Annotated in this window: 12 protein-coding genes; 9 read left to right on the plus strand and 3 right to left on the minus strand. The window is 64.9% G+C overall.

Annotated features, from left to right (window positions below):
• Positions 1–9: 9 nt before the first annotated feature.
• Positions 10–1,941 carry an AMP-binding protein gene (locus tag AC54AF_RS24580; protein ID WP_496638668.1) on the minus strand — a complete coding sequence of 644 codons (1,932 nt, stop codon included), beginning with the start codon at positions 1,939–1,941 and terminating at the stop codon, positions 10–12.
• Between the two features lie 180 nt (positions 1,942–2,121).
• On the opposite strand from AC54AF_RS24580, the gene AC54AF_RS24585 reads away from it, so the two are divergent.
• From AC54AF_RS24585 to AC54AF_RS24615, 7 genes are all read left to right on the plus strand, one after another.
• Positions 2,122–2,820 (plus strand): cyclic nucleotide-binding domain-containing protein, encoded by a 699-nt coding sequence (locus AC54AF_RS24585; protein WP_131689524.1) that lies wholly within the window; start codon positions 2,122–2,124, stop codon positions 2,818–2,820.
• On the plus strand, positions 2,807–4,849 hold the full coding sequence (locus AC54AF_RS24590; RefSeq protein ID WP_496638659.1) for a DUF4132 domain-containing protein: 2,043 nt from the start codon (positions 2,807–2,809) through the stop codon (positions 4,847–4,849). The genes AC54AF_RS24585 and AC54AF_RS24590 overlap by 14 nt, the downstream gene beginning before the upstream one ends.
• A 64-nt stretch (positions 4,850–4,913) precedes the next feature.
• Positions 4,914–6,737, plus strand: coding sequence for an aminopeptidase P family protein (locus AC54AF_RS24595; protein ID WP_496638660.1), 1,824 nt, complete (start codon positions 4,914–4,916; stop codon positions 6,735–6,737).
• Positions 6,737–6,991 carry a hypothetical protein gene (locus AC54AF_RS24600; protein ID WP_131689527.1) on the plus strand — a complete coding sequence of 85 codons (255 nt, stop codon included), beginning with the start codon at positions 6,737–6,739 and terminating at the stop codon, positions 6,989–6,991. The genes AC54AF_RS24595 and AC54AF_RS24600 overlap by 1 nt, the downstream gene beginning before the upstream one ends.
• Complete coding sequence (locus AC54AF_RS24605; protein WP_496638661.1) at positions 6,992–7,732, plus strand: MgtC/SapB family protein; 741 nt, start codon at positions 6,992–6,994, stop codon at positions 7,730–7,732.
• A 16-nt stretch (positions 7,733–7,748) separates the two neighbouring features.
• Positions 7,749–8,336 (plus strand): DUF924 family protein, encoded by a 588-nt coding sequence (locus tag AC54AF_RS24610; RefSeq protein WP_496638662.1) that lies wholly within the window; start codon positions 7,749–7,751, stop codon positions 8,334–8,336.
• A 9-nt stretch (positions 8,337–8,345) separates the two neighbouring features.
• Entirely contained in the window at positions 8,346–9,173 is an 828-nt protein-coding gene (locus AC54AF_RS24615; RefSeq protein ID WP_496638663.1) for a Rossmann-like and DUF2520 domain-containing protein, read from the plus strand.
• A 1-nt stretch (position 9,174) separates the two neighbouring features.
• On the opposite strand, the gene AC54AF_RS24620 is transcribed toward AC54AF_RS24615, so the two are convergent.
• A complete protein-coding gene (locus tag AC54AF_RS24620) occupies positions 9,175–10,632 on the minus strand; it encodes a sensor domain-containing diguanylate cyclase (RefSeq protein WP_496638664.1) in 1,458 nt (485 codons plus the stop codon).
• 265 nt (positions 10,633–10,897) lie between these two features.
• Here AC54AF_RS24620 and AC54AF_RS24625 point away from each other — a divergent pair, with 265 nt between their 5' ends.
• Positions 10,898–11,260: a hypothetical protein gene (locus tag AC54AF_RS24625; RefSeq protein WP_496638665.1), complete on the plus strand. Its 363-nt coding sequence runs from the start codon at positions 10,898–10,900 to the stop codon at positions 11,258–11,260.
• 6 nt (positions 11,261–11,266) lie between these two features.
• On the opposite strand, the gene AC54AF_RS24630 is transcribed toward AC54AF_RS24625, so the two are convergent.
• The gene (locus AC54AF_RS24630; protein ID WP_496638666.1) at positions 11,267–11,848 is read right to left on the minus strand and encodes a putative pterin-binding protein; all 582 of its coding nucleotides are present in this window, start codon (positions 11,846–11,848) and stop codon (positions 11,267–11,269) included.
• Positions 11,849–12,072: 224 nt separating this feature from the next.
• On the opposite strand from AC54AF_RS24630, the gene AC54AF_RS24635 reads away from it, so the two are divergent.
• On the plus strand, positions 12,073–12,654 hold the full coding sequence (locus AC54AF_RS24635; protein ID WP_496638667.1) for a porin family protein: 582 nt from the start codon (positions 12,073–12,075) through the stop codon (positions 12,652–12,654).
• Positions 12,655–12,766 lie beyond the last annotated feature (112 nt).

The following is a 12,766-nucleotide window of genomic DNA, read 5'->3' on the forward strand; positions in this document are numbered from 1 at the left end:
TGTGCTCCATCATGCGGCCAGGCCCTGGGGCCGGTACGTTTTGCTGTCCCAGATCTGCAGGTTGGCGCTGGTCGAGCCAAGGCGGCCATCCTCGAATTTCACCTGGGTCTCGATGTACTGCGTTGCCTTGCCTTCATACAGGGCGGAAATGAGCACCGCGTACTTTTCGGCGATGAATTTGCGGCGTACCTTGCGCGTGCGCGTCAGCTCGTCGTCGTCCGGGTCGAGTTCCTTGTGCAGCACCAGGAAGCGGTGCACCTGGGTACGGTCCATCAAGGGGTCGGCCGCCAGTTCCGCGTTGACTTGCTCGATGCAGTCGCGGATCAAGCCGTAGGTTTCGGCGCGCGCCGCCAGGTCGGTGTAGCCGGCATACGCGATGCCGCGCCGCTCGGACCAGTTGCCCACCGCTTCGATGTCGATGTTGATGAAGGCGCAGACCTGGTCGCGCGCATGACCGAAGGCCACCACTTCCTTGATGAAGGGGAAGAACTTGAGCTTGTTTTCGATGTAGTTGGGCGCGAAGATGGCGCCGCACGTCAGCTTGCCGACGTCGGCTGCGCGGTCGATGATTTTCAGATGGCCTTCGCCATCGAACACGCCCGCGTCGCCCGTATGAAAGTAACCGTCGGCGTCGATCACTTCGGCGGTCGCATCGGGGCGCTTGAAGTAGCCGCTCATGGTGGCGGGCGACTTGACCAGCACTTCGCCATTGGCCGCCAGCTTGACTTCCACGCCCGGCGCCGGCAAGCCGACGCTGTCGAACTTGATATTGCCGTCCGGTTGCAGACACACATAGGCGCAGGTTTCGGTCGAGCCGTACAACTGCTTGAGATTGACGCCGATGGAGCGGTAGAAGCGGAACAGGTCGGGGCCGATGGCGGCGCCGGCCGTGTAGGCGACGCGCACGCGCGACAGTCCCAGCACGTTTTTCAGGGGGCCGTAGACGAGCAGCTCGCCCAGCTTGTAGCTGAGGCGGTCCGCCAGCGGCACCGGCTTGCCATCCAAAATCTGTGCGCCGCAGCGCTTGGCCACGTCCATGAAATGGCTGAACATGTGGCGCTTGATGCTGCTCGCATCCTCCATGCGTATCATCACGCTGGTGAGCATGTTCTCGAACACGCGCGGCGGCGCAAAGTAGCAGGTGGGGCCGATTTCGCGCATGTCGATCATCACCGTGTCGCCCGATTCGGGGCAATTGACGGTGAAGCCGGCCACCATGGCCTGCGCCAGCGAAAACAGGCAGTCGCCCACCCACGCCATGGGCAGGTAGGACAGGATGTCTTCCTCGTCGGTGAGCTTGTCGAAGGCCACGCCGCCTTCGCCTGCGGCCAGGAGCGCCGTGTGGCTCTGGCACACGCCCTTCGGTTTGCCCGTGGTGCCCGAGGTGTACAGGATGACGGCCGAATCGCTCCCTTGGCCCGCTGCCACGGTGGCGTCGAAGAAGCCCGGGTGCTCGCGGTCGTAGGCCCGGCCCAGCACCTGCAGGGCGGCAAAGGATGTCAGCTCTGGCTGGCGGTAATGGCGCATGCCCCGCTCATCGTCATAGGCGATGTGGGCGATGTGCGGATACAGGGCCTTGAGTTCGAGCAGCTTGTCGACCTGCTCCTGGTCTTCGACGATGGCGTAGCGGATTTCCGCATCCTGCAGCACATAGGCCATGTCGGCGGCCGGCGCGTCCTGGTACAGTGGCACGGGCACGCCGCCCAGGCTTTGCGCCGCCAGCATGGCCCAGTACAGGCGCGGACGATTATCGCCGATGATGGCCAGGTTCATGCCGCGCCGGAAGCCGATGGCGGCCAGGCCGCAGGCCAGCGCGCGCACTTCTTCGTTGACGTCGGCCCAGGTCCAGGTTTGCCAGATGCCCAGGTGTTTTTCGCGAAAGGCGGGCTTGTCGGATCGTACTGTTCCGTGTTGCAATAAGCGCCGCGGAAAAGTCGGCATTGCTGCGGTGGTATTCGTTTGCACCAGTGTCTCCCTGTTGCTTGTCTCAGGCCCCACCTCGTCGGATGGCGCTCTGTGTTTTTTATGTGTCAGGCGTTTGTGCAATGATAGTAGCTTGCGTTGGTTTGCCAAGTTGTCTTTTCGGGGACATTTACCCACTTTTCGATGGTGCATCGCACAATGACCTACCCTGATATCAGCCTCAAGGATGCCGTGCGCGCGGCCCACTGGGCACAGCTGCTCGATCCCGCTCAACTGGCCCGGGTCGAAACGGATGTGTTCGAGACTTTCGTGCCGAAAGGCGGCTTTGTCTGCCGCAAGGGCGAGCCGGTGGACAACTGGATCGGGGTCATCAGCGGCATGGTCAAGATGAATAATTTTTCCGCCTCCGGCAAGGCCATGACCTTTATCGGCGTGCCGCCCGGCAGCTGGTTCGGCGAAGGTTCATTGCTGAAGAACGAGATCCGCAAATACGACACCATGGCCCTGCGCGACACGCGCGTGGCGCGCCTTCCCGGCGCCACCTTCCACTGGCTGCTGGAAACGAGCTTGCCATTCACGCGCTTCTTGCTGATGCAGCTCAATGAGCGCCTGGGCCAGTTCATCGGCATGGTGGAAAACGAGCGCTTGCTGGATCTGAACACGCGCGTGGCGCGCTGCCTGGCCTCGATGTTCAATTCGCACCTGTACCCAGGCGTGGAAACGCTGGTGCAGCTGTCGCAGGAAGAAATCGGCCTGCTGTCCGGCTCATCGCGCCAGCGCGCCAACCAGGCCTTGCAGGTGCTGGAAAAGAAAGGCTTGCTGCGCCTCGATTACGGCGGCATCCGCGTGCTGGACCTGGAAGGCTTGCGCCGCTACGAGGCCGATGATGCCATCTGAGTCCGCCCGCGCCGCAGCGCTGCGCGCACGCCTCGAGGGCGCCGTAGTCGAGCATGCGCGCTTCACGGGACCGCCCGTGGACTTGCGTGACTGGACGCCGCAGGAGCTGGGCCTTGTCTGGGGCGCGCTGCACCGCGCCTCCGGTTTCGGCCATGATGATCCTGCATGCCGTGACCTGGCGCTGGGACTATTGGCACAAGCGACCAGCATGAACCTGGCGCCCCTGCTGGCGGGTGAGGTGTTCCTTGACGCGCTGGACGCGTCCCGCGTGCATGACTGGGACTACGCGATTGGCTGCCTGGCTTGCCTGCATGGCGCGCCACCGGAAGGCAGTGCGCAACTGGCATTGCGCATCCTCGACGACCCTGCGCGCTGGGGTGAGCAGCATTTTGCCGCCTGGCTGTTGGCGCAGCTGGCCGGCGGCGACGCCCCGGCCCAATTCGGGCAGATGATGGACGAGCGCCATGCGCGCTACCCGATGCCCTTGACCTTGCAGGAACTGGCCGTGCTGCCGCAGCTGGCACAAGCGTCCCGGCTGGCGCTGGCCGGCTCGCGCTACAGCGGCCACTGGAACCGCGACAGTATCGGCGAGGCCGATCCCGCCGACGTGCTGGCCGACGATGCGGCGTATGTCGAATTTGCGCGCACGATACTGGAACAGGCGGCGCGCCATCTCGCCGCCATCCATGACGGCGGCGTGCCGTATGCGGCCGATGCCGCCTTTGCCACGGCAGACTCTCCGGTGCTGGCGCGCGCCGCGCGGGTCGCCGGCTATCGCGATGAAGACTGGTTTGCGTCCGTGATCACCGTCTTGCTGCCTTTGGCATGCGTGGCGCCCGGTGCGGCCAGGAGCGCGCCGTCGCAGTCGCTGGCGATGGCGCTGGGCCATGCGGTGGAAACCATCCCCACGCCGGAAAGCTTGCGGGCCCTGCGCACGGCGCTGGCGCAGGTGCGGCATGCGGGCATCCGCAAGAAGCTGGAACGCAATCTGAAGCCGGCCGAACGGGCGCTGGCCGAACGGCCTGATATCGCCTGGAGGATCGGCATGCCCGGCCCCATGGGCAAGCGGCGTCAGGCCATGCTGGCGCGCCGCCTGGAGGCGGGCTATGCCAGCAATGTGTGGTTTGGCCAGGGCCAATGGCGCGCCCTGCGCGACGATGCCGATGTTGACGTGGTGGCGCGCGCGCTGGTGTGGCGCACGGGCGATGGGCTGGCCTTTATGCTCGACGGGAAGGGCGCCATCGATGCGCAGGGGCAGCCAATGGAATTGCCCGAGCAAGGCGAAATCGGCCTGTGGCACCCCTTGCACGGCAGCGTTGAGCAGCGCGCCGCCTGGCAGGCCCTGGTCACGCAGCGGCGCGTGCGCCAGCCGCTGCGCCAGGTGTATCGTGAAATATATGCACCGCCCGGCGACGGCAGTGCCCCATTTGCCGGCTACCAGTTGTCGCTGCCTGCCTTGCTGGGACTGGCCCGCCGCGAAGGCTGGCGGCTGGACGATGATGCAGGCTTGTCGCGCCAGTTCGGCGCCTGGCGCGTATTGCTGCGCATCGAGGGACGCGTGTATCCAGGCGCGGGCGGTGCCTGTACGTCCAACGGGCTGGCGCCAGCGCAGATGATGCCGATGGCGCCGGTGGCGTATTCGGAAGCGTGCCGCGCGGTCGATCTGCTGGTCAGCGCCAGCGCGTTGGCGCTGGTGGAAGAAGAGCAAAGCGTGCAGCGCGAAGAGCGCTTGTCTTCTCTGGCCAATTTGGCGCCGGGGCCGATGGCGGGCATGCGGCGCACCGTGCTGGAACAGGTCTTCGCGGAGCAGATCGAGGACGGCCGCATGGCGCTCGAAGCGCGCCACCTGATGGTCGGCAGGCACGCGATCCACCTGACTACCGGCAGGGTCACGCTGGACGGCGCCGAAGTGGCGACCGAGGTGGTCGTGAAGGGGAACAAGCTGGGCGCCGTGCCCTGGCTGCCGCACGATGAGGCGCTGCTGGAAAAAATCGCCGCTACCGCCGGGGTGCTGCTGGCGTTGGACTGAGTGCAGCCCGGCTGCTAATCGCGGTATCATAGGCACTTCCCAGCACCGCGCCATTTTCGCTTCCATGCAGACACCTGACCAAGCCACTCCCGCCTCCCGTTTGTCGCAGCTGCGCCGCGCCATGCACGCGCAGCACATCGACGCCTGCATCGTGCCCTCGGCCGACCCGCATTTGTCCGAGTACCTGCCGGCCCGCTGGCAGGGCCGCGAGTGGCTGTCGGGCTTTACGGGGTCCGTCGGCACGCTGGTCGTGACGCAGGATTTCGCCGGCGTGTGGACCGATAGCCGCTACTGGGAACAGGCCGAAGACGAACTGGCCGGCAGCGGCATCGTCCTGAAGAAAATCCCGTCCGGCGCCAGCGTGCTGTATATCGACTGGCTGGGCGAGACCATGCGGCCGGGGCAGACGGTGGCCGTCGATGGCGCCGTGCTGGGCCTGGCCAATGCGCGCCTGTTGCAGCAGGCGCTGGGCGCGCAAGTGACCCTGCGCACGGACACCGATGTGCTGCAAACCGTCTGGCCGGATCGCCCGGCCATGCCCGCCGCGCCAGTGTTTGAACATGCGGCCGCGTATCCATCGCTGTCGCGCATGGAAAAACTGGCGGCCGTGCGCGCCAGCATGGCGGCGCACGGCGCCAGCCACCATGTGATTTCCACCCTCGACGACATCGCGTATCTGTTCAACCTGCGCGGCGCCGACGTCAACTACAACCCCGTCTTCCTCGCGCATGCGCTGGTGGGCCCCGAGCGCACCACCCTGTTCGTCGCCGACGGCAAGGTGCCCGCCGCCCTGCGCGCCACCCTGGAAGAACAGGGCGTGGACGTGGCCGCGTACGACCGCACGGCGGCAGCGCTGGCGGCCCTGCCGGCCGGCGCCACCCTGCTGCTGGACCCGCGCCGCATCACCTTCGGCACGCGCCAGGCCGTGGCCGAGGGCGTGCGGGTGGTGGAAGCCATCAACCCGACCACCCTGGCCAAGTCGCGCAAGACGGATGCCGAAGCGGCGCACGTGCGCGCGGCCATGGAACAGGATGGCGCCGCCCTGTGCGAGTTTTTCAGCTGGCTGGATAGCACCCTGGCCGACCCGCAGCGCGCGCCGTTGACGGAGATCGGCGTCGACGAGCACCTGACGGCCGCCCGCGCCCGCCGCGCCGGTTTTGTCAGCCCCAGTTTCGGCACCATCGCCGGCTTCAATGCGCATGGCGCCATCATGCATTACCACGCCCATGCGGGCACGGAAGCGACCATCGAAGGCGACGGCTTGCTGCTGATCGACTCGGGCGGCCAGTACTGGGGCGGCACCACGGACATCACGCGCGTGGTCCCCGTCGGCACGATCACGGCCGAGCACAAGCGCGATTTCACGCTGGTCTTGCGCAGCATGATCGCCCTGGCGCGCGCGCAGTTCCCGCGCGGCGTGAAGTCGCCCATGCTCGACGCGATAGCCCGCGCGCCGCTGTGGGCCGAAGGCATCGACTTCGGCCACGGCACGGGCCACGGCGTGGGCTTTTTCCTCAACGTCCACGAAGGGCCGCAATCGATTTCCCAGTCCGCCATGCCGGAGCCGCAGACGGCCATGGAGATCGGCATGATCACCTCCATCGAGCCGGGCATCTACCGCCCCGGCCAGTGGGGCATCCGCATCGAGAATCTGGTGCTCAACGTCCCGGCCGCGTCCTCGCAGTTCGGCGACTTCTTGCGCTTTGAAACCCTGACCCTGTGCCCGATCGACACGCGCTGCGTGGAACGCTCGCTGTTGCGCGACGACGAGGCGGCCTGGCTGAACGACTATCACGCCACCGTGCGCGCGCGCCTGGCGCCGCATCTGGCCGCGCTGGCCGATGCGCCTGCGCTGGCGTGGCTGGAACAGCGCACGGGAGCCATCTGATGCGCTCGACCCGCGCCACGTCCGCCATCGAGCGGCTCAAGGAACGCACCGGCCACCGCCTCTACACGATGGCGCGCACGGGCGATGAACTGTTCTTCCTCACCGAAGGCCCGGGCTTGCCGCCTTTGTGCCCGCCGCTGGAACTGGACGCCTTTGTCGCCTTCGTCAATGGTCTGGGACCGCAAAAGGCGCGCCGCGTCAGCAAGTTCGATGTGGCGTTTGAAAAGCAGCTGACCAAAAAGCCCCAGGACTAAATGCCGACCATCGACTTCCTGCGCGCCTACTGGTCGCCGGCCGAACTGGCGACGAATGGCGTGATCTTGCTGAACCTGCTCGGCGCGCTGCTGCTGGGCTTGCTGGTTGGCTATGAACGCTCGTACCACGGGCGCGCGGCGGGCATGCGTACCTACAGCCTTGTCTGCATGGCCTCGGCCGCGCTGACGGTGCTGGGCGGCTATCCCGAGTTCTGGTATGGCGGCCATGGCGCCATCGTCGGCAGCGACCCCACGCGCATCATCCAGGGCATCGTCACGGGCGTCGGTTTCCTGGGCGCCGGCGTGATCATGCGCGAGGGTTTCAATATCAGCGGCCTGACGACGGCCGCCTCGATCTGGGCCTCGTCCGTGATCGGCATCATGGTCGGCATCGGCTTTTACCTGTCAGCCATGGGCCTGGCCTTCCTGTGCGCGATGGCGATGATTTTTCTGTCAAAATTGGAGAACTGGCTGCCGTCGCGCCACGCGGTGGCCATCACCATGCGCTTCAGGCAAGGGTTTATTCCCCGCGAAGATGCGCTGCGGCGCATGGCTGCCACGCGCGGCTACGACATCGCCGGCGGCTCGCTGACCATCGGCAGCAGCGACGGCATGCAGGAATGGCGTTTTGTCGCCATCGCGCATGGCAAGAACACGGGCGCCAGCCTGTCGGCCATGTCGGCCGAACTGGCCGCTTTCGAAGGCATCGCCGGCTTCCAGCTGTCGCATGCGCGTAATTGATACGGATGCTGAGAGGATGGATATGGATGCACAGGCCCAAGAGGTACTCGATTTCTGGTTTCTGCCGCCGGATAACCCTGACTATGGCCAGTCGCGCATGGAATGGTTCCGCAAGGATGATGGTTTCGACGCGCAGATACGCGCGCGTTTCGGCGCGCTGATCGATGCCGCCATCGAGGGCGGCTTGCGCGAGTGGGACGCCACGCCGCACGGCGCGCTGGCGCGCCTCATCGTGCTCGATCAATTCACGCGCAATGTGTATCGCGGCACGCCGCGCGCGTTTGCCGGCGATGCCCGGGCGCTGGCGCTGGCCGTCGCCTTGACGCAAGCGGGGCAGGATAGGCAGCTGCCGCCGATGCTGCGCGCCTTCGCCTACCTGCCGTTCGAACACGCGGAAGACCTGGCCATGCAGGCGCGCGCCGTCGAGCTGTTCCAGCTGCTGTCGCAGGCGCAGCCCGGTTTTGACGGCATGCTCGATTATGCCGAGCGGCACCAGGAAGTGATCGCCCGCTTTGGCCGCTTCCCGCACCGCAACGCCATCCTGGGCCGCGCTTCCACGCCGCAAGAGCTGGAATTCCTGCGCCAGCCGGGATCGAGTTTCTAGCCTATCAGCATGAACGTCACCCTGAATATCATCGGCGCCGGCCATGTGGGCAGCGTGCTGGGCCGTCTGTTCGCCGGCGTGGACGGGATCGTGGTGCAGGATGTGCTGACGCGCTCGATGGCGTCGGCGCAGTCGGCCGTCGATTTCATCGGCGCGGGCACCCCCGTCGCCAGCTATGCGGCCTTGCGGCGCGCCGACGTGACGATGCTGGCCGTTTCCGACGACCAGATCGGCCCGGCCTGCGCGGCGCTGGTGGCCGAAGGACGCCAGGCGGGCGCCGTCGTGTTTCACTGCAGCGGCGCGCTGGCGTCGAACGTGCTGCTGGCGGCCACGCAGGCCGGCGCCTTTGTCGCCAGCGCACACCCGATCCGCAGCTTTGCCGACCCGCGGCAGGTGGCCGCCACTTTTGACGGCACGTTTTGCGGCGTCGAAGGCGATCCGCTGGCGCTGGCTTTCCTCACGCCGGCCTTGAACGCCATCGGCGCGCGCCCCGTGCCCATCGATCCGGCCGCGAAAACTCTGTATCACGCGGCTGCCGTCTTCGCCAGCAACTACCTGGTGACGGTGCTCGATGCCGCCTTGCGCGCCTATCAGGCGGCCGGCATTCCCGAGCCGGTGGCGCGCGAACTGGCGCAGCCGCTGGTGACGGAAGCGGTGGCGAACGTGTTCCGCCTGGGGGCCGCGCCCGCGCTGTCCGGCCCCATCGCACGGGGCGATTCGGCCACCGTGCAACGCCAGCAGCAGGCCGTGCATGCCTGGGATGCCGCCACGGGCGAGTTGTACCGGGCGCTGGTGGCGCCCACGCAGGATCTGGCCAGGCGCAAGCGCGGGCAATAAATCAGTCGGCGGCGTGCACGCGGTTGCGTCCGCGCTGCTTGGCCTGATACAGCGCGCTGTCGGCGCGCGAAAAGAAGGCCGATTCGCTTTCGTCTGGCCGGTACTCGGCCACGCCCAGGCTGATCGTCACAGGGACTTGCGGCGCGGGCAGGCCGAAATCATGTTGCTCGACGGCGGCGCGCAGGTTTTCCGCCACTTCCGCCGCTTGCGCCAGGCTGCAGTTATTCAGCAGCACCAGGTATTCCTCGCCGCCCCAGCGCGTGATGACGTCGCTTTCGCGCACGGTGGCGCGCGCCACGTCGGCCACGCCACGGATGACTTTATCGCCCCACAGGTGGCCATGCGTATCGTTGACGCGCTTGAAGAAATCGATGTCGAACAGGATGGCCGACATCGGCTGTTCGTTGCGTCTGGACAGGAGCATGGCGCGCTGGAACAGCAATTCCAGCGATTGGCGGTTCAATAGCCCGGTCAGCGCATCCGTCGAAGCGATGCGCTCGATGCGGCGCTGGTAGCGGTTCACCGTCAGCAGGGTCAAGACCAGTACCAGCAGGGTGACGCCGAAGCTGATGGCCAGGTTGAAGATGAAGACGCGCTGCAGCGACCGGACTTCGTCGCTGACGTTCTGCTCGACCACCAGGTACCAGCCCAGTTCGGGGATGAAACGCGAGTTGACGAGGATTTGCGCGCTGCCCAGCTGGTACGACAGGTGCGTCGGTTCGCTCTGCTGGTTGAGGATCTGCCCGGCAATGGCGCTCACGCCGGGCAGGCTGCGGATGTTGCCGTGTCCGTTGCGCATGGTCTTGCCCGCCAGCACCAGGGTGCCGGCGGCGTCGACAAAATAGATGTTGCGGTGGAAGCGCGCCTGGTAGCGGTCGATGATGTGGCTCATGGTGGCCAGGGTCAGGCCGATGCCGGTGGCGCCGATGAACTGGCCATCGTAATCATAAACGCGGTGGTTGATGAAGATGGTCATGCTGTCGCGGTTGGCCATGTCCACGTCGACATTCGTTTCATAATCGGTGCTGTCCATGGCGCGCACGCGGTAGTACCAGATGTCGCGCTTTTCCTCCGGGCTGACGGATTTCAGAGTGCCTTCCGCGTAATAATATTTGCGGCTCTTGTCCGAGACGAGAAAGCTGGTGATGGCGCCGTATTTTTTCTTGACCTCGGCCAGGTAGCGCACGATCTGTTCCGGCTTGTTTTCGCCGGCGAGTATCCAGTCGCGCACGAAGGTGTCGTGCGCCATCAGCGACGAGATGAAGACGGGGCGCAGCATGTCCTTCTGGATTTCCGAGTAAATGTTGTCGCCCGTCAGCGGCAAGGTCTGGTCGGCGATGCCGTGTTCGATGGCCTGGCGCGAAGCCAGGTAGCTGGCCAGGCTGGTGGCCATGAAGCCCGCCCCCAGGATCAGGGTCAGGAGGATGAGCAGGCGGTACTTGATCGACAGAAGACGCATGGGAACGAGGAGTGGCCGGCGGGAAGACAATCGTGACGCAAGCCAAAAGTATGCAGCAGGGCGGGTATTGGCGCAATGATAACTGGCCCTATTGACAATATACGCTGGCGCACGCGGCAAGATAACCACGACTTACCAAATAAAAGTGCCGATTTGTCGACAAAGATGCAAATTAGCAATAAGATTTGATGAGGGGAATCATTGCGCATCGCCCCTGTCCTGCCGCCCGTTTCAGGCGCGGGACATTACGCGCAGGGAGTGTTGTATGTTATTTTTAAAGAGTACGTCTGTCAGCAAGGCCCCCGGCATCTACGAGGTCGACATCGCCGCCAAACCGCCGGGCAAGACCTTCGGCGTTTTCCTCGCCACCGATCCCGATCATCCACCACTGGCCTTGCTGGGGCAATTGAAGGCACTCGGCTTCGAGAACACCTATAGTTCGCCCTACCTGCACAAGGATGCGGGCAAAGTGCTGGATCTGCATTTCCAGAAGGATGGCACGGATATCTTCAAGGGCTGGAAAACCGAGGAGTGCACGCACAACCTAGCGGCCATCACGGCCCTGTTCGAGGAGCATGGTATTGCCATCGCCCCGCGCGTCATGTCGATGGCGGAAGCCTACGCATAATTTGTTTCAACCCGCCTCCACGCCAATGTGATACAGCGCCCACGGGCAGCTGGCGAACCGTTCGGCCAGTGGCAGGGCCGCCACGGCCGCGATGCGGTCCGCATCGTGGATAGCCCATAGCGGCCCCAGGCCGCCGAGCGCCATCGCCTGCCCGTCCAGGTGGGTGGCGACAATAAAACGCTGTGCGCGCGCCTGCGCCATGGTCAGCGCCGCCGCATAGCCATCCACGGCCCGCAGCAGCAGCCGCACCGCATCTTCCTCTGGCGCGCCCGCCGCCTTCAATACGTCGACCAGCAACGGCCCGCGCAGGGCATGCGCCTTGCCATCGTATTCGAGGGTGGGGTGGATGGTGCGTGCCGGCAAGTTCGCCAGCGCCGCGAAGTCGAACGCCCGCGCCCGCTCAAAACTGATCTTTTGCTTGTGCATCATCTGGTCGCGCATGGCGTCGAACGGCCCCCGGTTCGGCTTGGCTATGCTGCCCGTGATGGTCAGCAGGGCCGGACCGCGCGGGCCGGCGGGCGCCGCCCGGGCGATGGCGGGCAGGGCCGCGGCGGCCATGCCGGCGGCGAGAAACTGGCGTTTGTGCATGCACTTCTCCTCTGGACTGAAAATCGCTAATGTTCTTAAGTCTATCTTAAGTTCGCTCAACGGTGCGCATTTTGCGGTTATTGTCAGTTTGCAATGTTGGCTTACATCTTGTCACAGTTCTTACGGAATGGAGAAAGACGTAGCTTTTTTCGGCTGTTATTGTGTCCTCATCGCACTTCGCTGAACTGCGAATCCAGGAACATTCACTAATTGAGAGAGAGAACATGATGAAGAAGAAAATCCTGTTTGCAATGATCGCATCCGCTACCGCATTCACCGGCATGAGCGCGGCGCACGCCGAAGGCGCCTATGTGGGTGCCGGCATCACGGGCAACCGTTATAACTTCGATATTCCTGGCGCCACCAGCGCCGATAATCACAGCGGTTACAAGGCAGGCGCCAAGATCTTCGCCGGTTACGATTTCGATAAAACCTGGGCAATCGAGGGCGGCTATGCCGATTTCGGCAGCAAGGATTACAGCTATGTCACCGGCGCCGGCAACGGGGCCGTGAAAAGCGATTCGCACGGCTACTACCTGGCCGGCAAGGCGACCATGCCGGTGAGCGACAAGGTCGGCGTGTTCGGCAAGCTCGGTGTGGCCAAGGTCAAGAACAGCTTGAGCGGCACCGGCCTGTCGACCGGCATCAGCGGCAACGACAAGACGGGCGTGTACGCTTCCGTCGGTGCCCAGTACGCGATCAACGAGAAAGTTTCGCTGACGGCGGAAGTGGAACACTTCGGCAAGAGCGCCGACCAGGGCCGCAAGGCCACGGGCCTGGCTTTGGGCGCACGCTACAATTTCTAATCGCTTGGAAATGTGCTGAAAAAAAAGGCAGTCACCGCGAGGTGACTGCCTTTTTGCATGGGTGCGCCCAGCATGGGCGCACTCCTGTGGGTGAAAGTCCCGCCGTAAGCTG

It is taken from the genome of Janthinobacterium sp. JF4, assembly GCF_059617925.1.

Coding starts and splice junctions, on each gene's coding strand:
- AC54AF_RS24605 (WP_496638661.1), top strand. CDS start 6,992: ATGCCGACCATCGACTTCCTGCGCGCCTACTGGTCGCCGGCCGAACTG.
- AC54AF_RS24615 (WP_496638663.1), top strand. CDS start 8,346: ATGAACGTCACCCTGAATATCATCGGCGCCGGCCATGTGGGCAGCGTG.
- AC54AF_RS24590 (WP_496638659.1), top strand. CDS start 2,807: ATGATGCCATCTGAGTCCGCCCGCGCCGCAGCGCTGCGCGCACGCCTC.
- AC54AF_RS24580 (WP_496638668.1), bottom strand. CDS start 1,941: ATGCCGACTTTTCCGCGGCGCTTATTGCAACACGGAACAGTACGATCC.
- AC54AF_RS24600 (WP_131689527.1), top strand. CDS start 6,737: ATGCGCTCGACCCGCGCCACGTCCGCCATCGAGCGGCTCAAGGAACGC.
- AC54AF_RS24595 (WP_496638660.1), top strand. CDS start 4,914: ATGCAGACACCTGACCAAGCCACTCCCGCCTCCCGTTTGTCGCAGCTG.
- AC54AF_RS24630 (WP_496638666.1), bottom strand. CDS start 11,848: ATGCACAAACGCCAGTTTCTCGCCGCCGGCATGGCCGCCGCGGCCCTG.
- AC54AF_RS24585 (WP_131689524.1), top strand. CDS start 2,122: ATGACCTACCCTGATATCAGCCTCAAGGATGCCGTGCGCGCGGCCCAC.
- AC54AF_RS24625 (WP_496638665.1), top strand. CDS start 10,898: ATGTTATTTTTAAAGAGTACGTCTGTCAGCAAGGCCCCCGGCATCTAC.
- AC54AF_RS24620 (WP_496638664.1), bottom strand. CDS start 10,632: ATGCGTCTTCTGTCGATCAAGTACCGCCTGCTCATCCTCCTGACCCTG.
- AC54AF_RS24635 (WP_496638667.1), top strand. CDS start 12,073: ATGATGAAGAAGAAAATCCTGTTTGCAATGATCGCATCCGCTACCGCA.
- AC54AF_RS24610 (WP_496638662.1), top strand. CDS start 7,749: ATGGATATGGATGCACAGGCCCAAGAGGTACTCGATTTCTGGTTTCTG.